This window comes from Cupriavidus sp. SK-3 (assembly GCF_000611145.1).
GTDB lineage: Bacteria > Pseudomonadota > Gammaproteobacteria > Burkholderiales > Burkholderiaceae > Cupriavidus.
Window position 1 is genome coordinate 36,720 of record NZ_JFJV02000018.1, and the last position, 19,265, is coordinate 55,984.

General features: G+C 66.5%; 17 protein-coding genes and 1 tRNA gene. 8 read left to right on the forward strand and 10 right to left on the reverse strand.

Annotation, left to right across the window (positions count from 1 at the left end; all coding sequences use genetic code 11):
* Positions 1 to 52: 52 nt before the first annotated feature.
* The 5 genes from CF70_RS01405 to CF70_RS01425 all read right to left on the reverse strand — a co-directional run bounded on the left by CF70_RS01405 (position 53) and on the right by CF70_RS01425 (position 6,309).
* Entirely contained in the window at positions 53 to 1,198 is a 1,146-nt protein-coding gene (locus tag CF70_RS01405) for a BMP family ABC transporter substrate-binding protein (protein ID WP_035859435.1), read from the reverse strand.
* Positions 1,199 to 1,354: 156 nt separating this feature from the next.
* On the reverse strand, positions 1,355 to 2,275 hold the full coding sequence (locus tag CF70_RS01410; protein ID WP_035859437.1) for an ABC transporter permease: 921 nt from the start codon (positions 2,273 to 2,275) through the stop codon (positions 1,355 to 1,357).
* A 16-nt stretch (positions 2,276 to 2,291) separates the two neighbouring features.
* Positions 2,292 to 3,392 carry an ABC transporter permease gene (locus tag CF70_RS01415; RefSeq protein WP_035859439.1) on the reverse strand — a complete coding sequence of 367 codons (1,101 nt, stop codon included), beginning with the start codon at positions 3,390 to 3,392 and terminating at the stop codon, positions 2,292 to 2,294.
* A complete protein-coding gene (locus tag CF70_RS01420; protein WP_035859441.1) occupies positions 3,385 to 4,959 on the reverse strand; it encodes an ABC transporter ATP-binding protein in 1,575 nt (524 codons plus the stop codon). The genes CF70_RS01415 and CF70_RS01420 overlap by 8 nt, the downstream gene beginning before the upstream one ends.
* A gap of 420 nt (positions 4,960 to 5,379) precedes the next feature.
* Positions 5,380 to 6,309, reverse strand: coding sequence for a pirin family protein (locus tag CF70_RS01425; protein WP_035859443.1), 930 nt, complete (start codon positions 6,307 to 6,309; stop codon positions 5,380 to 5,382).
* A gap of 681 nt (positions 6,310 to 6,990) precedes the next feature.
* Between CF70_RS01425 and CF70_RS01430 the strand changes: the two genes are divergently transcribed.
* From CF70_RS01430 to CF70_RS01445, 4 genes are all read left to right on the forward strand, one after another.
* Complete coding sequence (locus tag CF70_RS01430) at positions 6,991 to 7,707, forward strand: ABC transporter permease (protein ID WP_035859445.1); 717 nt, start codon at positions 6,991 to 6,993, stop codon at positions 7,705 to 7,707.
* 83 nt (positions 7,708 to 7,790) lie between these two features.
* The gene (locus tag CF70_RS01435; RefSeq protein ID WP_235184851.1) at positions 7,791 to 8,675 is read left to right on the forward strand and encodes a glycine betaine ABC transporter substrate-binding protein; all 885 of its coding nucleotides are present in this window, start codon (positions 7,791 to 7,793) and stop codon (positions 8,673 to 8,675) included.
* A 10-nt stretch (positions 8,676 to 8,685) separates the two neighbouring features.
* Positions 8,686 to 9,333 (forward strand): ABC transporter permease, encoded by a 648-nt coding sequence (locus CF70_RS01440; RefSeq protein WP_006162433.1) that lies wholly within the window; start codon positions 8,686 to 8,688, stop codon positions 9,331 to 9,333.
* Between the two features lie 2 nt (positions 9,334 to 9,335).
* Positions 9,336 to 10,511, forward strand: a complete 1,176-nt coding sequence (locus CF70_RS01445; RefSeq protein ID WP_035859449.1) for a betaine/proline/choline family ABC transporter ATP-binding protein — start codon at positions 9,336 to 9,338, stop codon at positions 10,509 to 10,511.
* A gap of 66 nt (positions 10,512 to 10,577) precedes the next feature.
* Here CF70_RS01445 and CF70_RS01450 read toward each other — a convergent pair whose 3' ends face one another.
* Both CF70_RS01450 and CF70_RS01455 read right to left on the reverse strand, forming a co-directional pair.
* Positions 10,578 to 12,155, reverse strand: a complete 1,578-nt coding sequence (locus CF70_RS01450; RefSeq protein ID WP_035859450.1) for an aldehyde dehydrogenase (NADP(+)) — start codon at positions 12,153 to 12,155, stop codon at positions 10,578 to 10,580.
* A 299-nt stretch (positions 12,156 to 12,454) separates the two neighbouring features.
* Positions 12,455 to 13,201, reverse strand: coding sequence for a FadR/GntR family transcriptional regulator (locus tag CF70_RS01455; RefSeq protein ID WP_035859451.1), 747 nt, complete (start codon positions 13,199 to 13,201; stop codon positions 12,455 to 12,457).
* Between the two features lie 220 nt (positions 13,202 to 13,421).
* Between CF70_RS01455 and gudD the strand changes: the two genes are divergently transcribed.
* From gudD to CF70_RS01470, 3 genes are all read left to right on the forward strand, one after another.
* Positions 13,422 to 14,789 carry a glucarate dehydratase gene (gene gudD, locus CF70_RS01460; RefSeq protein WP_051647958.1) on the forward strand — a complete coding sequence of 456 codons (1,368 nt, stop codon included), beginning with the start codon at positions 13,422 to 13,424 and terminating at the stop codon, positions 14,787 to 14,789.
* Positions 14,790 to 14,924: 135 nt separating this feature from the next.
* Complete coding sequence (locus tag CF70_RS01465) at positions 14,925 to 15,878, forward strand: Bug family tripartite tricarboxylate transporter substrate binding protein (RefSeq protein WP_152561660.1); 954 nt, start codon at positions 14,925 to 14,927, stop codon at positions 15,876 to 15,878.
* 146 nt (positions 15,879 to 16,024) lie between these two features.
* Positions 16,025 to 16,399 (forward strand): hypothetical protein, encoded by a 375-nt coding sequence (locus tag CF70_RS01470; RefSeq protein ID WP_035859453.1) that lies wholly within the window; start codon positions 16,025 to 16,027, stop codon positions 16,397 to 16,399.
* 51 nt (positions 16,400 to 16,450) lie between these two features.
* On the opposite strand, the gene CF70_RS01475 is transcribed toward CF70_RS01470, so the two are convergent.
* Positions 16,451 to 16,540 (reverse strand) — tRNA-Ser (locus CF70_RS01475).
* 273 nt (positions 16,541 to 16,813) lie between these two features.
* Here CF70_RS01475 and CF70_RS01480 point away from each other — a divergent pair.
* Positions 16,814 to 17,317 (forward strand): glycine zipper 2TM domain-containing protein, encoded by a 504-nt coding sequence (locus CF70_RS01480; RefSeq protein WP_035859454.1) that lies wholly within the window; start codon positions 16,814 to 16,816, stop codon positions 17,315 to 17,317.
* Positions 17,318 to 17,405: 88 nt separating this feature from the next.
* Here the strand turns inward: CF70_RS01480 and hemW are convergent, their stop codons facing one another.
* Together hemW and rdgB are read right to left on the reverse strand one after the other, a co-directional pair.
* Positions 17,406 to 18,647 carry a radical SAM family heme chaperone HemW gene (gene hemW / locus CF70_RS01485; protein ID WP_035859455.1) on the reverse strand — a complete coding sequence of 414 codons (1,242 nt, stop codon included), beginning with the start codon at positions 18,645 to 18,647 and terminating at the stop codon, positions 17,406 to 17,408.
* Positions 18,644 to 19,261 carry an RdgB/HAM1 family non-canonical purine NTP pyrophosphatase gene (rdgB, locus tag CF70_RS01490; RefSeq protein ID WP_035859517.1) on the reverse strand — a complete coding sequence of 206 codons (618 nt, stop codon included), beginning with the start codon at positions 19,259 to 19,261 and terminating at the stop codon, positions 18,644 to 18,646. The genes hemW and rdgB overlap by 4 nt, the downstream gene beginning before the upstream one ends.
* Positions 19,262 to 19,265 lie beyond the last annotated feature (4 nt).

A 19,265-nucleotide genomic window follows, 5' to 3' on the forward strand; every position in this document is an offset into this window, starting at 1 on the left:
CGGCATTCCCGCGGGTGCGGGATGCCGGTACAGCTTGAACCGGTACTGACGTTCAGCCCGGGATCTTGCCTTCCACGCCTTCGACGTAGAACTTGATGCCATGCAGGAAGCCATCGTCGGCGACCTGGTCCTTGGTCAGCTGCTCCTTGCCGGTGTTGTCCTTGAGCGGACCCTTCCAGATCGGCGCGGAACCGTCGGCCACGCCCTTCTTGCGCTCTTCCACCAGTGCCTTGACGTCATCCGGCACCACGGCGTTGAAGCCCTTCAGGTCGATCATGCCTTCCTTCAGGCCCCACCACGTGGTGCTGTTTTTCCACTGGTTGGCCAGCACGTCGCCCACCACCTTGTTGTAGTAGACGCCCCACGAAATCACCGAGGCGGCCAGGTGGGCCTTCTCGCCGAACTTGCTCATGTCGCTGTCCCAGCCGAAAGCGTACACGCCCTTTTCCTGCGCGGTCTGCACCACGGCGGCGGAGTCGGTGTTCTGCATCAGCATGTCCACGCCCTGGCCGATCAGCGTGGTGGCGGCTTCGCGCTCCTTGCCCGGATCGAACCACTTGTTCACCCACACCACCTTGACGGTCGCCTTGGGATTCACGCTGCGCGCGCCCAGGGTGAACGAGTCGATATTGCGGATTACCTCGGGGATGGGCACCGATGCCACCACGCCCATCTTGCCGGTCTTGCTCATCTTGCCGGCGACCACGCCGGCCAGGTAAGCGCCTTCATAGGTGCGTACGTCGTACTGCGCCAGGTTGTCCGCGGTCTTGAAGCCGGTGGCGTGCTCGAATTTCACGTCCGGGAATTCCTTGGCCACCTTGAGCATCGACTCCATGTAGCCGAAGGTCGTGCCGAAAATCAGCTTGTTGCCTTGCGCGGCGAGGTCGCGGAACACGCGTTCCGCATCGGCGGCGGATTCAGGCACGTTCTCGACGAAGGTGGTCTTCACCTTGTCGCCGTACTTTTCTTCGACGGCCTTGCGTCCTGCGTCATGGGCGTAGGTCCAGCCCGCGTCGCCGACCGGTCCGATGTAGACGAAGGCAACCTTCAGCGGTTCGGCCTTCTGCTCGGCGGCGGGGGCCGAAGCCGGGGCGGTGCTTTCCGCCGGCTTCTCGGCTTCCTTCTTGCCGCAGCCCGCGATAGCCAGCACGGCGGTGGCGGCCAGTGCGGCGAGGGTCTTCCTGCGCGTGACGATCATGATTTCTCCTTGTAATGACCTGGGTACTGATTCTTTGATTAAGGTTGCAACTGTGGCTCTGGTAACGAGGGTTTTCAGCGTGAGGTCTCTGGCGGACTTCTGAAAATCGGGCAATGCGGCGCGGCCCGGCAAGGCGCCGGGCCGCAATCGCAACGGTCAGGCAACACCCGGGCGGAAGGGTTTGCCCAGCGAGGCCGGCATGTTCAGGCGGATCCACGCCGGATTGCGCGAGATCAGCGCCAGCACGACGATGGTGGCCGCATAGGGCAGCATCGACAGGATCTGCGACGGCATCGACACACCGATCCCTTGCAGGTAGAACTGCAGGATGGTGACGCCGCCGAACAGCCACGCCCCGGCCCATACGCGGCCGGGGCGCCATGTGGCGAAGGTGGTCAGCGCCAGCGCGATCCAGCCGCGCCCCGCCACCAGGTTCTCCACCCACATCGGCGTGTACACCAGCGACAGGTAGGCCCCGGCCAGCCCGCAGCAGGCACCGCCGAACAGCAGCGCGCCAAAGCGGATCAGCCGCACGGGATAGCCCAGCGCGTGTGCCGATTCCGGCGATTCGCCGATCGCGCGCAGGGTCAGCCCGGCGCGCGTGCGGAACAGGAACCACATGATGGCGCCGCACAGGAACAGGCTGAAATACACCATCCAGTGCTGCTGGAAGAGGGCCGGCCCGAAGAACGGAATATCAGCCAGGAAAGGAATCGACCTGGCCTGCGACGGCATGGCGAAGCCGACGAAGCGCTGGCCCATGAAGGCCGACAGCCCGGTGCCGAAGATCGACAGCGCCAGGCCGGTGGCCACCTGGTTGGTGGCCAGCACCAGCGCCAGCCACGAGAACAGCGTGGCCATCAGCATGCCGGCGAGCGCGCCGGCGGCAAAGCCGAGCATCGGCGACTGCGTCTGGTAGCCGACCATGAAGCCGAATGCGGCGGCCACCAGCATCATGCCTTCGGCGCCCAGGTTGAGCACGCCGGAGCGTTCGTTGATCAGCAGGCCGAGCGCGGCCAGCAGCAGGGGTGTGCCGGCGTTGATCGCCGTGGCGATAAGAGGGGCGAATTGTTCCATATCGTGTGGGCTCCGCTCAGGCGGCCTTGGCGCGCCAGCGCAGGCGGTTGTCGATCAGCGTATCGCTGGCCAGCAGGAAGAACAGCAGCATGCCCTGGAACACCGAGCCGATCGCCGAAGGCAGGCCCAGTCGGGACTGGGCCATTTCGCCGCCGATATAGAACAGCGACATGACGATGCCCCCGAATACGGTGCCCACCGGATGCAGGCGGCCGACGAAGGCCACGATGATGGCGGTGAAGCCGTAGCCGGGCGAGATCGACGGCAGCAACTGCCCGATCGGGCCAGTCACTTCGAACGCGCCCGCCAGGCCTGCGGTGCCGCCCGAGATCATCAGCGCGCTCCACAGCGAACGGCGCGCCGAGAAGCCCGCATAGCGCGCCGCCGCCGGCGCGGTGCCGCCCACCTGCAGCCGGTAGCCCGCGAAGCTGCGGAAGATGAAGACGGTCATCACCACCACCAGCACCAGCATCACCGCAAAGCCCGCGTGCAGGCGCGAGCCCGACAGCAGGTTGGGCAGCAGGAATTCGCTGGAGAACACCTTGGACTGCGGGAAGTTCATGCCGTTGGGATCCTTCAGCGGACCATTGACCACGTACAGCATCAGCTGCTGCGCGATATAGGTCAGCATCAGCGACACCAGGATCTCGTTGGCGTTGAACTTGTCCTTGAGCGCTGCGGTGATCGATGCCCAGAACATGCCGCCGACCACGCCGGCCAGCGAAGCCAGCACCAGCACCACGGTGCCGTTGACGCCATTGCCGGGCACGTCGAAGTACAGCACCGTTGCGCCGGCAAAAATGCCGCCGAGGATCAACTGGCCGTCGGCGCCGATGTTCCAGATATTGGCGCGGTAGCACACGGAAAGGCCAAGCGCGCAAAGCACCAGCGGTACGGTCTTGAGCAGCACCTCGCCGATGGCGCGGCGGTCCTTGAGAGGATCGACCAGGAAGACCTTGAGCGCGGCCACCGGATCCTTGCCGAGCAGCAGGAAGAGCAGGGCGCCGAAGGCCAGCGTCAGGGCCAGCGCAATGAACGGGGAAGCGTAGGCCATGCGCCGCGAGGGCAGCCCGCGCGGCGCCAGCGACACGGGCGAGCGAAACAGGAAATCAGCCATGGAGCGCGGCCTCCTGTTGTTCGCGACGGCCGCCTGGCCCGCCTTCCCACAAGCCGCTCATCCACAGCCCGACCTGCTCGCGCGTGGCGTCCTGGGTGGGGATCGACGGCGATAGCCGGCCCTTGGCGATCACGTGCAGGCGATCGCAGATGGCGAACAGTTCGTCCAGCTCCTCGGACACCACCAGCAAGGCGCAGCCGGTGGCCTTGAGCGCCAGCAACTCGTTGTGGATCTGCGCCGCGGCGCCAACGTCCACGCCCCAGGTCGGCTGGGCCACGATCAACACCTTGGGGCCGCTCTCTATCTCGCGGCCAACGATGAATTTCTGCAGGTTGCCGCCCGACAGGCTCTTGGCCAGCGCGTCCGGCCCGCTTGCCTTGACGCGGAAGCGGCCGATCACGGCTTGCGCCAGCCCGGCCGCCGCCCTGGGCGAAATCATGCCGCGCAGCACATAGGGCGCGGACTGGTGCGAAAGCAGGATATTGGCCGCCAGGCTCATGCCCGGGACGGCGCCGCGGCCCAGGCGCTCTTCCGGCACGAAGGCCAGGCCGGCGCGGCGGCGCTGGCGAGCGTCCAGCCTGCCCACCGGCTTGCCGTCCAGCGCGATGGCGTTGCGTTCCGCGCGGACGTCCTCGCCCGACAGCGCCGCCAGCAATTCCTGCTGGCCGTTGCCCGACACACCGGCGATGCCGACGATTTCACCGGCATGCAGATCCAGCGAGATGCCGGACAGCTCCGTGGCGAAGGCATGCGCGCGCGGCAGGGACAGTTCGCGCACCGCCAGCCGGCACGCGCCGGGTTCGGTCTGCACGCGCGCTTCGCGCGGCGGCTCGCCGCCGATCATCAGGCGCGACAGCGAAGCCGCGCTCTCCTGGCGCGGATCGCACACGCCGGTGACACGGCCCATGCGCATCACGGTGGCGCTATGGCAAAGCTCGCGGATCTCGTCGAGCTTGTGGCTGATGTAGAGGATGCTGGTGCCTTCCGCGGCGAGCTGGCGCAGCGTGACGAACAGCGTCTGCACCGCCTGCGGCGTCAGCACGGAAGTGGGCTCGTCCAGGATCAGCAGCTGCGGTTTTGCCAGCAGCGCGCGCACGATCTCCACGCGCTGGCGCTCGCCCACCGACAAGGTGTGCACATGGCGGTTGGGCTCCAGCGGCAGGCCGTAACGCTCCGCCGTTTCGCGGATCTGCTCGGCCAGCTGCTTCATGTTGGTGGCGCCGGCGCCCTTGCCTGCCCTGGGCAGGCCGAGCGCGATGTTCTCGGTGACGGTCAGCGTATCGAACAGCGAGAAGTGCTGGAACACCATGGCGATGCCCAGGTTGCGGGCATCGTGCGGATTGTGGATGGCGGCGGGCGCACCGTTGAAGTGCATATCGCCGGCATCGGGTTTGACCGCGCCAAAGATGATCTTCATCAGGGTGGACTTGCCGGCGCCGTTCTCGCCGAGCACGGCGTGGATTTCGCCGGGGGCGACGACGAGGGACACATCGTCGTTGGCGGTCACGCCGGGGTAGCGCTTGCTGATATGGGCAAGCGCCAGCCTTGGGGTTGTACTTAAGGTCACTGAGGCGGCTCGAGTTGTGATGGCAGCAACGTGGATCAATGTTCGTATCGGGCAGCACCTCCTGCAGTGCGTGGGGCAGGATCGCCGTTACGCATTGCAGCAACCATCACTGGCTGGTGATGCCGTTTATTAACCGTGGATTATATAAGTGTGCGGGGTTCGGACGGCCTGTCCAGGACAGTTTTCTCGGCCCCGCAATGGATACAGGCAGGTTGCAAGTCGCATGCCGGGCACATGGCGCGGCCGGGCCGCCGCCACTGGGGCGGAAGGTGGGCAACATGGCCCGCAAGCGGCGCAATCGGGAGAGGCTGGGGGGAAGACGAGGGAAGCGGGGAGGTGCGGCAGCGGCCGGAGCAGGGCGCTCCGGCGCATGGTCCGCCGGGGGCGGCGCCATGGGCCTCCCCGGCGGTAACTGGCGCGTCAGGCGCCGTTGCCGACCGCGATCTGGTTGAAGCGGCCTTCGCGGAAATCCGCCAGCGTCTGGTAGATCTGCTCCTGGGTGTTCATCACGAACGGCCCATATTGCACGATCGGCTCGCCCAGCGGCCGGCCCGCGATCAGCAGGAAGCGCGCATCGGCGCTGGCGCTGGCCGTCACGCCGTCCGCGCCTGCCGCGTTGTCCAGCACGCCCATGCGCTGCGCTTCCAGCACGGCCGCGTCGTCTCCCGCGCCGACCGCGATCTCGCCACGGTAGACATACAGGAAGGCGTTATGCCCGGCCGGCAGCACCTGGGAGAAGCTCTGCCCGGCGGGCAGCGTCACGTCCAGGTAGAGCGGTTCCGTGACCGGACGCGTCACCGCACCTGCCACGCCGTGCGAGGCCCCTGCCAGCACCCGTACCGTGGCGCCACCCGGCAGTGCCACGGTGGGCACGGCAGCGGCCGGCAGGTCGCGGTACCACGGCGCCGTCATCTTGTCGGCGGCGGGCAGGTTCAGCCACAGCTGGAAGCCTTCCATGCGGCCGTCCTCCTGCTCGGGCATCTCCGAATGCACCACGCCGGCGCCGGCCACCATCCACTGGGCACCGCCGTTTTCCAGCAGGCCCTCGTTGCCGGCGCTGTCGCGATGGCGCATGCGGCCGGCCAGCATATAGGTGATGGTTTCGAAGCCGCGATGCGGATGATCGGGGAAGCCGCCGATGTAGTCGTCGCGGCTATCGGTGCCGAAGGCGTCCAGCATCAGGAACGGGTCCAGCCGGCGCTGCAGGTTCTGCGTGAGCACGCGCGTGAGTTTGACGCCGGCGCCATCCGAGGTGGCGATGCCCCGCACAACGCGGTCGACCGCGCGCGAGCGCTGCACGGTCTCCACGGCGGTGGCCGGGACGATGGGGGCGGTAGTGCGTTGTTCCATGATGGATCTCCTGTTGGGGCGGGGCCGGCGGCAATGGCGCCCGACCCCGTTGGCTACCCTCCCAATTTAAGGGTTTGGGCCAAAACCGGTAGAGGGCATCCGGGCAACAGATTGTTCTGCCGGTGGCACGATCAGGGTCCATGGAGGGATCGATTCTGGAACAGCGCGGGCGGCGCGGAGATATCGGGTGAAGGCTGGCAAATGCGGGCGGAAAGCGGTATGAAAACGAGATGATGACAAGATAGGTGTAAATGTGTATAATAGCCATCTCGTTGTCATCCGATGCTGCGTAATCATGTCGGGCTGGCAGGGTCCTGCAAGCGTCTCAATCACCTTGCGCCCCGCTCAAGCCTCCCGTGTGCGGCACCGGCCGATTGATCCGGCGGCGCGTCGGAACCACCAAATTTGCGCTGCCACTGGCCTCCCGTTTCTGCACCTTGCAGCGGGTTGCGCCGCTCCAGGGATCCCAGCCTTCACCGGCATGGCGTCCCGTCAATTGGGTTTCCCGCCTCAGCGCGTGGAACCCGGCGCCCGTCCACTGGTTCATCTGCCGGTCATGGCGGGCAAGGCAATCTAGTCAGGGCCGGCGGCCCCCATTGCACCCGCCCGTGCCCATTTGTTCGTCCGTCAATCCGGATGTGGCTTTTCATGCCCACATGCGGCATGCGGAGAGAGGGGAATATGTCCAAGCAATCCAAGCAGGCACTGGCCTGGGGATGTCTCGCGCTCGCCGCGCTGGCCGGTCTGGTCGCGTGGATCGGCGTCGACGTCATCCGGCAGTACCAGGACCGCCTTTGGTACGACATGGCCGACCACCTGCGCCTGGTGGCGTGGTCGATGGCGCTGGCCCTGGCCACCGGCATTCCGGCTGGCATCGGCCTGAGCCGGCCCTGCATGCGCCGCTGGGCCGATCGCCTGATGCAAGTCTTCAATATCGGCAACACCGTGCCGTCGCTGGCGGTGCTGGCGCTTGCCCTGGCTGTGCTCGGCATTGGCGAGCGGCCCGCCATCCTGGCGCTCTGGCTGGCCTCGCTGCTGCCGATCGTGCGCAATACCTGCGAGGGTCTGCGCGGCGTATCGCCGGCGTTGACCGAGGCCGCGCGGGGCCTTGGCATGACCTCGATGCAGCGCCTGTTCCGGGTCGAATTGCCCAATGCGCTGCCGGTGATCCTGGCGGGCGTGCGTATCAGCCTGGTGATCAATGTCGGGACGGTGCCGCTGTCTTTCCTGATCGGCGCCAACAGCCTGGGCGAACTGATCTTCCCCGGCATCTACCTGAACAACCAGCCTTTGCTGCTGCTGGGCGCCGCGGCCACCGCGCTGCTGGCGCTTGCCCTAGACGGCCTGTTCGCCGCAGCCGGCTACTGCTACCTGCGCCGCCGCGGGCTGGCGCGCTGATGCGCGCACCGAACATGAAGGAGAACCCGATGATGCATTTCATCACAAGCGCGCTGGCCCGCGCGGCCCGCGGCCAGGCGCGCATGCTGGCAAGTCTTGCCGTGCTCGCCACACTGGCAGCCCTGGCGCTGCCGGCGCATGCCGATCCCGTTCGCGTAGGCGGCAAGAATTTCACCGAGCAGCTGATCCTGTCGTCGATGACGTCCCAGTACCTGCAGGCCAAAGGTCTTGCCACCGAGCTGACTTCCGGCCTGGGCAGCACGCTGATGCGCCAGGCCATGGAAAGCGGCCAGCTCGACGTGGTGTGGGATTACACCGGCACGGCGCTGATCGTGTTCAACAAGGTCGAGGAAAAGCTCGAAGCCAGGGAAAGCTACGAGCGCGTCAGGACGCTGGACGCCGCGCGCGGCCTGATGTGGCTCGACGCCTCGGGCATCAACAACACCTATGCGCTGGCGATGCCGCGCAAGCGCGCCGAAGCCGCCGGCGTGACCACGCTGTCGGCCTTCGCCGGGAAGATGCAGGCCGCCGCGGAAGGCACCGCGCATCCGTTCGCGGTCGACATGGAATTCGCCGCGCGCCCCGACGGCCTGGAGCCGCTCAAGACGCTCTACAAGCTGCCGTTCTCGCGGCGTGACGTGATTCAGCTCGATCCCGGCCTGGTCTATACGGCGCTGAAGAACGACCAGGTCGAGCTCGGCCTGGTCTACACCACCGATGGCCGCGTCAAGGGCTTCGACCTCGTGCTGCTGGAGGACGACCAGCACTTCTTCCCCGCATACAACGCCGTGCCCGTCGTGCGCAAGGCGATGCTGGACAAGCATCCCGAGCTCGCGGGCCTGCTCAATGCGCTGTCGGCCAAGCTCGACAACGAGGCCATGACCGAGATGAACTACAAGGTCGATATCGGCCAGCAGCCGGTCGACAAGGTGGCGCAGGAATTCCTGCGCGGCCACGGCCTGATCTGAGGAGGGGCGCATGGACTTGCTGACTTACCTTCAACATAGCTGGCCAACATTGCTCAAGCTGACCGGACAGCATCTGGCGCTGGTGGGCTCCGCGGTGGGGCTGGCTATCGTGGTGGGCGTGCCGCTGGGCATCCTGTGCGCGCGCTTCCGCTTCCTCGCCACGCCGCTGCTGACGCTGGCCACCATCGTGCTGACCCTGCCGTCGATCGCGCTGTTCGGCCTGATGATCCCGATCTTCGCCCGCTTCGGGCACGCGCTCGGCTATGTGCCGGCGGTGACCGCGGTGTTTCTCTATTCGCTGCTGCCGATCATGCGCAATACCTGCGTGGCGCTTGCCAACGTCGACGACGGCATCCAGGAAGCCGGCCGCGGCATCGGCATGACCACCTGGCAGCGCATGCGGCTGGTGGACCTGCCGCTGGCCGTGCCCGTCATCCTCGGCGGCGTGCGTACCGCCGTCGTGATGAATATCGGCGTGGCCACCATCGCCGCCATCATCGGCGCGGGCGGCCTGGGGGTGCTGATCCTGCAAGCGATCAGCCAGAGCAACATGAGCAAGCTGGCGATTGGCGCGGTGCTGGTCAGCGTGCTCGCCATCGTGGCCGATGCCTGCCTGCAGTGGTTGCAGCGGGCGCTGACACCGAAAGGAATTCGCTGAACATGATTGAACTCGACCAACTCACCAAGACCTTCAAGCAGAAAGACGGCGCCGAAGTGCGCGCTGTCGATGCCGTCTCGCTGACGGTGCCCAAGGGCGAGATCTGCGTCTTCCTCGGTCCCTCTGGCTGCGGCAAGACCACCACGCTCAAGATGATCAACCGCCTGATCCGGCCCAGCTCCGGCCGGGTCCTGATCGACGGCGAGGACACCACCCGCGTGGACGAAGTCACGCTGCGCCGCAAGATCGGCTACGTGATCCAGCAGATCGGCCTGTTCCCGAACATGACCATCGAGGAGAACATCATGGTCGTGCCGCGTCTGCTGGGCTGGGACAAGAAGCGCTGCCGCGAGCGCGCGCGCGAACTGATGTCGATGGTGCAACTCGATCCCGACAAGATGCTCACGCGCTATCCGCGGGAATTGTCGGGCGGCCAGCAGCAGCGCATCGGCGTGATCCGCGCGCTCGCGGCGGATGCGCCGGTGTTGCTGATGGACGAACCCTTCGGCGCGGTCGACCCGATCAATCGCGAGAGCATCCAGAACGAATTCTTCCAGATGCAGCGCCAGCTTGGCAAGACCGTGATCATGGTTTCGCACGATATCGACGAGGCTATCAAGCTGGGCGACCGCGTGGCCATATTCCGCGGCGGCAAGCTGGTGCAATTCGACCATCCCGACGCACTGCTGGCGCGTCCGGCCGACGACTTCGTGCAGGCCTTCATCGGCCACGACAATACGCTCAAGCGCCTGCTGCTGGTGCGCGCCGGCGATGCCGCCACCATGGCGCAGACCTGCAGCCCGGACATGCCGCTGGCGCAGGCTTTCGGCATCATGGACGACGCCGATGTGCGCCACCTGCCGGTGGTGGACGAGACGCAGCGCGCGCTGGGCTACGTCACGCGGCGCGACGCGCGCGCAGGGCAGGGCGTGTGCGCAAATGCGATGCGGCCGTTCATGGCGACCGCCGCGTTCGATGAGCACCTGCGCATCGTGCTTTCGCGCATGTACCAGCACAACACGAGCTGGCTGCCGGTGGTGGATGCCGATGGCGTCTATCTTGGCGAAGTCACGCAGGAATCGATTGCCGACTATCTCAGCTCGGGCCGCTCGCGCGGCAATGCGCCGGTAATCCAGCCGCCGCAGGCGCCGGCCGCGATCGAGCGCATTGCGGCGTAGGCAACGGGTGCCGCGCAACGAAAAAAGGGCAGCTCAGGCTGCCCTTTTTGACACTGTGAGGGAATGTCAGTCGCGCGCCAGTTGTCCGTCAGTGAGGCGCCACGCCTTCAACGGGTTGCCGTCCTGCAGCGCCGGCGGCAGCAGTTCCGCAGGCACGTTCTGATAGCACACCGGGCGCAGGAAGCGCTCGATCGCGGAAGCGCCGACCGAGGTGGCGCGCGTATCCGACGTGGCGGGGAAGGGGCCGCCATGCACCATCGCATAGGACACTTCGACCCCGGTCGGATAGCCATTGAACAGCACGCGCCCAGCCTTGCGCTCCAGCACCGTCAGCAGGCTGCCGGCGTCGGCGCGGTCACCCGCATCCGCTTGCACGGTGGCGGTAAGCTGGCCTTCGAGCCGGCGTGCCACCGCCAGCATTTCCTCGTGGTCGCGGCACACGACCAGTACCGAGGATGGGCCAAATACTTCGGCTTCCATGCGATGGTCTGCGAGGAAGCGTTCAGCCGTGGTTTCGAACAGCGCAGGGCGGGCCTGGTTGGGGCCGCTCGCTGGCTTGCCGCTGCCGATGTGGCGCAGTCCTTCGATGTCGCCGAGCTGGGCCACGCCGTTGTCGTAAGCCTGGCAGATGCCGGGCGTCAGCATGGTGGCGGCGGCCTTCTCCGCCAGCGCCGCAATCGCGCCCTGGCGGAACCCATCCAGCGCCGGGCTTTCCACGGCCAGCAACAGGCCGGGGTTGGTGCAGAACTGGCCCACGCCCATCACCAGCGAATCCGTCAGGTTGCGCGCGATCTCCGCGCCGCGGGCGGCCAGCGCCGCCGGCAGCAGGAACACCGGGTTGATGCTGCTCATCTCCGCATAGACGGGGATCGGCTGGGGCCGGCTGTTGGCCGTCTGCACCAGCGCCAGGCCGCCGCTGCGCGAGCCGGTAAAGCCCACTGCCTGGATCGAAGGATGCGCCACCAGGGCCGTACCGACGGCAACGCCCGCACCGACCAGCAGCGAGAACACGCCTTCGGGCAGCCCGGCGTCCGCCACGGCCTTCTGGATCACGCGGCCGACCAGCTCGGAGGTGCCGAGGTGGGCCGAATGCGCTTTCACGATGACCGGGCAGCCCGCAGCCAGCGCCGATGCGGTATCGCCGCCCGCCACCGAGAACGCCAGCGGGAAGTTACTGGCGCCGAATACCGCTACCGGCCCGATGGCGATCTTCTGCAGGCGCAGGTCGGGGCGCGGCGGCGTGCGCTCCGGCAAGGCGGAGTCGAGCGTGGCGGATTGCCAGCGGCCATCGCGCAGCACGCTCGCGAACAGGCGCAACTGGCCGGCGGTGCGTGCGCGTTCGCCCTGCAGGCGCGCGATCGGCAGCGCGCTTTCGGCGTGGGCGCGCTCGATCAGCGTGTCGCCCAGGGCTTCCAGGCCGTTGGCGATGGATTCCAGGAACCGCGCGCGGGTTTCCGGCGAGGTGTTCCGGTAGGTGTCGAACGCGGCTTCGGCCAGCACGCAGGCGCGCTCGGCCTCGGCGGCGCCGCCGCCATGGAATTCCGGTGCGAGCGTTTCCCCCGTGGCCGGGTTGGTGGCATGGAGGATCTTGGTGGTGCCGCGCACTGCGCTGGCGCCGATCAGCATTTCGCCGGTGATGGTCATGAGCGTTTCCTGCTTTTCAACTGCGATCAAGGATCAAGGATCAAGAGGGTGCCCGCGCGGCAGCGCGAGCGGGACTTCCGGGTTGTCTTGCGAGTGGCTCGCATCGATTCGAGGCACTGGCTGGCGCGGCAGACAGTAGTTGCGCGCGCGCGCCCATGTGGCGCTGTGCGAACACAGCAGTGCCAGCAAGCAGCGCCAGGATCTCATCGGTTTTATTGTAAGACATCCTACAACATACAATGCTTTACTAGCAAGCAGGAAAACCCCGATTCCGTCGGGGCTCTCCAGACCTCCAGTCTTTAGGTTGCTTCCACCGCCGCCGACGCCTTGCGCAGCCGCTCGCGGCTGTTGGTCAGGTGCATGCGCATGGCGGCCTTGGCGCCTTCGGGGTCGCGCCGCTCGATGGCATCGTAGATATTCTCGTGCTCGATATTGACGCGCTCGAGATATTGCTCGCGCTCCTGCGCGCTGACGTGTAGCCGGCTGCGCGGGATCACCATGGTGCCGAGATGCCCCATGATGTCGGTGAAATAGCGATTGCCGGTAGCGCGCGCAATGACGAGGTGGAACTCGAAATCAGCCCCCACCGAATCCTCGCCGCCGGCCGCCGTGCGCTTGAGTTCGTCGAGCGCCTGGCGCATCGCCGCCAGTTGCTCGTCGCTGCGCCGGGACGCCGCCAGGCTGGCGGCCTCGGCTTCCAGGCTGACACGGAATTCCAGCATGGCCAGCACGTCCATGGCGGTCCCCATGGTGGCGGGGTCGATGCGGAAGGGCGAGCCGTTCTCGGTACTGCGCGCCAGCACGAAGGTGCCGATGCCGTGGCGGGTCTCGACCAGGCCGCTGGCTTGCAGCCGCGACAGCGCTTCGCGCACCACGGTGCGGCTGACGCCGAGCGCGGCCATGATCTCGGATTCGGTAGGCAGCTTGTCGCCCGGCTTGAGCAGGCCTTGCTGGATGCGCTCGCTCAGGTTGCTCACCGCCTCTTCGGCAAGCGTGCGGCCGCGGCGCCGCAGCGGGGTGGTGGAGGCAAACATCGGGTTTGACATGGTAGTGGGCAGGGGGCTTGACCGGATCTCGATGGGCTCATTATACTGCGTCGTAAGTTATATGACGACCGATAACAGGTGTCTCGTGCCTTCAATTCAAATCCAGGCCCGGCCAGCACCGACGAACTGGTACCCGGCGGCAACCGGGCAGCCAGACCGAGACAACCCGTAAGAGCCGCAGCCACCAGGCCGTGCACTGCTCTTCCCGCCGGAATTCGACATGATCCAGACATCCATCTCCGCTACCCGCGCCGCGCCAGTCGCAGGCACGCCCGTCGTCACCGAGCTTACCGTGGTGCCGGTAGCCGGCCACGACAGCATGCTGATGAACCTGTCGGGTGCCCACGGTCCGTTCTTCACCCGCAATATCGTCATCCTCAAAGACAGCGCGGGGAATACCGGCGTTGGCGAAGTGCCGGGCGGCGAAGCGATCCGCCAGACCCTGGAGGATGCGCGGGAACTCATCGTGGGGCAATCGATCGGCAATCACCAGGCCTTGCTCAATCGCGTACGCAGTGCCTTTGCCAGCCGCGATGCGGGCGGGCGCGGCCTGCAGACCTTCGACCTGCGCATCACCATCCATGCCGTCACCGCGCTGGAAGCGGCCCTGCTGGATCTGCTCGGCAAGCACCTCGGCGTGCCGGTAGCGGCCCTGCTTGGCGAGGGCCAGCAACGCGATGCGGTGGAGATGCTGGGCTACCTGTTCTATATCGGCGACCGCAACCGCACCACGCTCGGCTATCGCAGCGAACCGGAGGCGGACAACGAGTGGTTCCGCCTGCGCAACGAAGCGGCAATGAGCGCCGAAGGCGTGGTACGGCTGGCTGAGGCCGCCTATGCGCGCTACGGCTTCAACGACTTCAAGCTCAAGGGCGGCGTGCTGCGCGGCGATGAAGAGATGGAAGCCATCCTGGCGCTCGCCGAACGCTTCCCCAGGGCGCGTATCACGCTGGACCCCAACGGCGCGTGGTCGCTGGCCGAAGCCGTGCGCCTGTGCCGCGACAAGCATGGCGTACTGGCCTATGCCGAAGATCCGTGCGGCGCCGAGGATGGCTTTTCTGGCCGCGAGGTCATGGCCGAGTTCCGCACCGCCACCGGCCTGCCCACCGCCACAAACATGGTTGCGACCGACTGGCGCCAGATGGGCCACGCAGTGCGCCTGCAGTCGGTCGATATCCCGTTGGCCGATCCGCATTTCTGGACCATGCAAGGCTCGGTGCGGGTCGCGCAGATGTGCGCCGAATGGGGTCTGACCTGGGGCTCGCACTCCAACAACCATTTCGATATTTCGCTGGCCATGTTCACCCATGTGGCCGCTGCCGCGCCGGGCCGCGTCACCGCGATCGATACGCACTGGATCTGGCAGGACGGCGAGCGCCTGACCAAGGCGCCGCTGAAGATCGAGAACGGCAAGGTAGCCGTGCCGAGCCAGCCGGGCCTCGGCGTCGAACTCGATATGGAGCAGGTGGCGCTGGCGCACGAGCGCTACAAGAACATGGGACTGGGCGCGCGCGACGATGCGGCTGCCATGCAATTCCTGATCCCGGGCTGGACCTTCAACAATAAGGCGCCGTGCATGGTCCGGTGAGCACGCACCATCCGGATACAAGAAATACCACTCAAAAGCGAGGAGACAACGATGTTCAAGACTGACGGCCGGTCCCGCATGACCGGCACCACAGCCGCGCCCACGTACCGCGTGCTGCGCCGGTTGACCACCGCCATGATCGCGGCGGTGGCTGTGCTGGCGGCCGCCGGCACCGCCGTCGCATCGACGGCATGGCCCCAGAAGGCCGTCTCGGTCGTGGTGCCGTTCCCGGCCGGGGGCTCCACCGACACCATCGCGCGCATGCTGGCGGTGCCGCTCAATGAGAAGCTGGGCCAGCCCTTCGTGGTGGACAACCGCCCGGGCGCCACCGGGGCCATCGGCGCGACCATGGTCAAGCGCGCGCCCGCGGATGGCTACACCTTGCTGGTGGCGTCGATCGGCGTCTACGCCGTGAACCCGTTCCTGCAGAAGAATCTTGGCTACGACCCGGCCAGGGACTTCGACCTGTTGACGGTTGCCGTGCGTGCGCCCAATGTGCTGGTCACCAAGCCCGATTTCCCGGCGAAGAACCTGCAGGAACTGGTTGCGTACATGAAGAAGAATCCTGGCAAGGTCGCATTTGCCAGTTCCGGAGCCGGCTCGTCTGACCACCTGACGGCCGCGTTGTTCTGGCAGAAATCCGGTACCGACGGACTCCATGTTCCCTACAAGGGCGGGGCGCCGGCCATCTCCGACCTGCTCGCCGGACAGGTGGATGTCTCGTTCCAGAACGTGAACGCCGTGCTCCAGCATATTCGCAGCGGCAAGCTGAAGGCGCTGGCGGTCACTGGCGACAAGCGCTCGTCCGTGTTGCCGAACGTGCCAACCATGGCGGAGAGCGGCGTGAAGGACGTCGATGTGTATTCGTGGCAAGGCGTGGCGGCGCCGCGCGGGCTGCCGAAGGACGTCAAGGCCAAGCTGCATGCCGCCCTGGTCGGCGCGCTTAATGAGCCCCAGATGCGGCAGAAACTGGCCGAGAATGGTTTCGAGGTGGTTGCCAACACGCCCGAGCAGTTCGAGCAATTCGAGAAGCAGGAACTCCAGCGCTGGAAGGCCGTGATCGAAGCCGGCAAGATCAGCATCGACTAGGTTCTCCGTATCAGCGCAAGCGTTGCTCTTTGCCCCGCCTGTCTGCGGGGCGTTTTCATTTGCGGAGCGGATTCGGGCGCGGGCGCGCGCAACCTGATAGGCTTGGGCCACGCGCGCTTTGCGCTGCCCCGCCGCTGGCGCCATCCATGATCCGCTTCTGCAAATCGCCGCCCTGCCTGCTGATCGAGACAGAGTCCCGGTGGCTGATTCCGCGTGGGTTCGACGGCTTCGCGCCGGGGCCGCTGATCCTGGTGCGGCCTGGCGTCAGCCATGCGCTGATCGAGCATGAGAAGGTGCACGTGCGGCAGTTCTGGCGCTCGGGGGGGCTGATGGGCGTGTTCTACCTGCTCAGCCCGCGCTGGCGCCTGCGTTTCGAGCTGGAGGCCTATCGCGAGCAGCTCAGGCACTGCGAGCCCGGCGCCGCGCATTATTTCGCGCGGATGCTGGCCCGGCACTATCGGCTGGATATATCGCAGGAGGAGGCGTACCGCTTGTTGATGGAGCCCGGCGAACCGGAGTGACCGTTTGCCGTTTCGCTCAATCGGGATGGCTGCATTCGCAAGCGGAAAATCTGGCGGAAGCGGTGAGATTCGAACTCACGGATGGGTCACCCCATCGGCAGTTTTCAAGACTGCTGCCTTAAACCACTCGGCCACGCTTCCGGTAAGGAAGTGCAGGCATTGTAGCGCGAACAGGGGGAGGTTCCCGCTCGTGCTTCATGCTGCATTGACGCTGGCGCAACGGCCAGCGCCGCGCATTATAGCAAGGGCGGGGACGCTTGGTTGCGCATGTTGTGCAATGTTGTCTTGTCGGTGTCTGTCGGACACGGCGGAACCTTCTTTCAGGCTCGGCGCTCCTATCATGCGTGAGGGCGCGCGCCGGGGTGGCGCGTCCCCCTGTTCCATGCATTTGCAGGCAATCGAAGAGGATAACTGATGAAGGGCAAGATTCTGTTGGGCGTAGCGGCGAGCGCCGCGGTGATCGGGGTGGCGGGCTGCGCGGCGCCGGGCGGCGGCTATGGCGCTCCGCCGCCGCAGGCTGGGTACCAGACGCCGCCCCCGGCGCCGGGCACCAATACCTACCAGGCGCCGGCGGGTTCGGTGTTTCATGGCCGGGTCGAGTCGATCGAGCCGGTGACCACCCAGAAGAATAGTTCGGGCGTGCTCGGCACGGTCATCGGCGGCGTCGCCGGCGGCCTGCTGGGGCACCAGGTCGGCGGGGGTACCGGCAATACCATTGCGACCATCGGCGGCGCGGTAGCAGGTGGCTTGGCGGGCAACCAGATCGAGAAGCGCGCCGGCAGCAGCACCGAGACCGTCTATCGCGTCAATGTGCGATTGGACGATGGCCGTCTGGCCACGGTGACGCAGCGCGATGTCAGCAGCTTGCGCATCGGTTCCCGTGCGCAGGTCGCCAACGACATGGCGATGCCGTATTGACCGGGACGCGGGTGTCGCGTCAAGCATTGCGACAGGAAAACGGCCACCCTCGGGGGGCCGTTTTCCTGTTGCCGCAAGGCGTCTGGCGTCACCCCTTCAGGAACATCTCCTGCAGGTCGTTCAGGAAACGCCGGCCGAGTTCGGTGGGTTTGATGGTGGCGAGATCGGCTTCGAGCAGGCCCTTCTTCTCGGCTGCGGCCAGTTCGCGGCTGATGGTGTGCAGCGGCAGCCCGGTGTGGTCGAAGAACGTGTTGGCAGGCACGCCGTCGGTAAGGCGCAGCGCGTTCAGCATGAACTCGAAGGGCAGGTCGGCCGCGCCGACGTCGTGCTGCTCCTGCACTGCATTGCCGGCCATGGCCTGTGCCATATAGGTGGCCGGATGCTTGTGGCGCATCTGGCGCAGTACCCGGTGCGGGAAGGAGAGCTTGCCGTGCGCGCCGGCCCCGATGCCGAGGTAGTCGCCGAAGCGCCAGTAGTTCAGGTTGTGGCGCGCTTCGCGATGCGGCTTGCCGTAGGCCGAGGTTTCATAGTGCCGGTAGCCGGCCTGGGCTGTGCGCGCTTCGACCAGGTCCTGCATTTCGTAGGCGCTGTCGTCGTCGGGCAGGGCCGGGGGGAATTTGGCGAACAGCGTATTCGGCTCCAGCGTCAGATGGTAGAGCGACAGGTGTGTGGTGTTGAACGACAGCGCCGTTTCCAGGTCCTGCGCGCAATCCGCCAGCGTCTGGCCTGGCAGCGCGTACATCAGGTCGAGATTGACGTTGTCGAAATTGTCCAGCGCGATGCCGATCGCGGCGCGCGCTTCGTCGCCGCCGTGGATGCGGCCAAGCGCGGCGAGATGGCGGTCGTTGAAGCTCTGGATGCCGATTGACAGGCGGTTGATGCCGCTGGCCCGATAGCTGGCGAAACGCTCCGCCTCGAAGGTGCCGGGGTTGGCCTCCATGGTGATCTCGGCGTCGGCGTCGAGCGGCAAGAGCGCGCGAATGTCCGAGAGCAGCCGGTCCATGCCGGCGGCCGACAGCAGGCTGGGCGTGCCGCCGCCGATAAAGACCGTGTGCACGGGGCGGCCCCATACCAGGGGCAGCGATTGCTCCAGGTCGGCGCGCAGGGCATCCAGGTAGGCATCTTCCGGAATGTCATGGCTATCCGCCGCGCCGGGCACCGCATGCGAGTTGAAGTCGCAGTACGGACACTTGCGCACGCACCAGGGTATATGCACATAGAGCGACAGCGGCGGCGAGCCGGGCAGGGAGATCTGGCCCGGCTGCAGCCACAGCGACTTGGTATCGGCAGGGGTGGTGCCGGCCGACGCGACGGGAACGATCGGGATCATGGGCAGCCGGGCGTGATGCCGTCCGTCCGCAGGCGTTCGGTCAGCGCCTTGAGCGCCAGCGCGCGATGGCTGATCGCATTCTTCTCCGCGGGGCTCAGTTCGGCCGCCGTCTTGCCCAACTGGGGCAGCATGAAGTGCGGATCGTAGCCAAAGCCGGCGTTGCCGCGCGGTGCGTCGACCACCTCGCCGGACCATACGCCTTCGGCGATGACGGGGCGCGGATCCTCGGCATGGCGCACCAGCACCAGCACGCAGTAGTAGTAAGCGCGGCGGTTCAGCTTGCCGGCGAGCTGCGAGATGAGGTGCGCATTGTTGGCGGTGTCGGATTTCGGCTTGCCTACCAGTTGCGCGTAACGCGCGGAGTAGACGCCCGGCGCGCCATCCAGCGCGTCGACGCAGATGCCGGAATCGTCGGCCAGCGCGGGCAGGCCGGACAGGCGGCTGGCGTGGCGCGCTTTGGCAAGGGCGTTTTCGACGAACGTGGCGAAGGGTTCCTCGGCTTCGTCGATGCCGAGTTGCCCCTGCGGTATCACCTCGAAGCCGAGTGGCGCCAGCAGCGCGCCAAACTCGCCGAGCTTGCCGGGGTTGTTGGAGGCGAGGACCAGGCGTTGCATGGCG

What these genes read in the sequence shown, in the direction of transcription:
- CF70_RS01470 (WP_035859453.1), top strand. Translation starts at nt 16,025, where the DNA reads ATGATCCGCTTCTGCAAATCGCCGCCCTGCCTGCTGATCGAGACAGAG.
- CF70_RS01445 (WP_035859449.1), top strand. Translation starts at nt 9,336, where the DNA reads ATGATTGAACTCGACCAACTCACCAAGACCTTCAAGCAGAAAGACGGC.
- CF70_RS01405 (WP_035859435.1), bottom strand. Translation starts at nt 1,198, where the DNA reads ATGATCGTCACGCGCAGGAAGACCCTCGCCGCACTGGCCGCCACCGCC.
- rdgB (WP_035859517.1), bottom strand. Translation starts at nt 19,261, where the DNA reads ATGCAACGCCTGGTCCTCGCCTCCAACAACCCCGGCAAGCTCGGCGAG.
- CF70_RS01435 (WP_235184851.1), top strand. Translation starts at nt 7,791, where the DNA reads ATGCTGGCAAGTCTTGCCGTGCTCGCCACACTGGCAGCCCTGGCGCTG.
- CF70_RS01455 (WP_035859451.1), bottom strand. Translation starts at nt 13,201, where the DNA reads ATGTCAAACCCGATGTTTGCCTCCACCACCCCGCTGCGGCGCCGCGGC.
- CF70_RS01410 (WP_035859437.1), bottom strand. Translation starts at nt 2,275, where the DNA reads ATGGAACAATTCGCCCCTCTTATCGCCACGGCGATCAACGCCGGCACA.
- CF70_RS01480 (WP_035859454.1), top strand. Translation starts at nt 16,814, where the DNA reads ATGAAGGGCAAGATTCTGTTGGGCGTAGCGGCGAGCGCCGCGGTGATC.
- hemW (WP_035859455.1), bottom strand. Translation starts at nt 18,647, where the DNA reads ATGATCCCGATCGTTCCCGTCGCGTCGGCCGGCACCACCCCTGCCGAT.
- CF70_RS01465 (WP_152561660.1), top strand. Translation starts at nt 14,925, where the DNA reads ATGATCGCGGCGGTGGCTGTGCTGGCGGCCGCCGGCACCGCCGTCGCA.
- CF70_RS01415 (WP_035859439.1), bottom strand. Translation starts at nt 3,392, where the DNA reads ATGGCTGATTTCCTGTTTCGCTCGCCCGTGTCGCTGGCGCCGCGCGGG.
- CF70_RS01440 (WP_006162433.1), top strand. Translation starts at nt 8,686, where the DNA reads ATGGACTTGCTGACTTACCTTCAACATAGCTGGCCAACATTGCTCAAG.
- CF70_RS01450 (WP_035859450.1), bottom strand. Translation starts at nt 12,155, where the DNA reads ATGACCATCACCGGCGAAATGCTGATCGGCGCCAGCGCAGTGCGCGGC.
- CF70_RS01430 (WP_035859445.1), top strand. Translation starts at nt 6,991, where the DNA reads ATGTCCAAGCAATCCAAGCAGGCACTGGCCTGGGGATGTCTCGCGCTC.
- CF70_RS01425 (WP_035859443.1), bottom strand. Translation starts at nt 6,309, where the DNA reads ATGGAACAACGCACTACCGCCCCCATCGTCCCGGCCACCGCCGTGGAG.
- gudD (WP_051647958.1), top strand. Translation starts at nt 13,422, where the DNA reads ATGATCCAGACATCCATCTCCGCTACCCGCGCCGCGCCAGTCGCAGGC.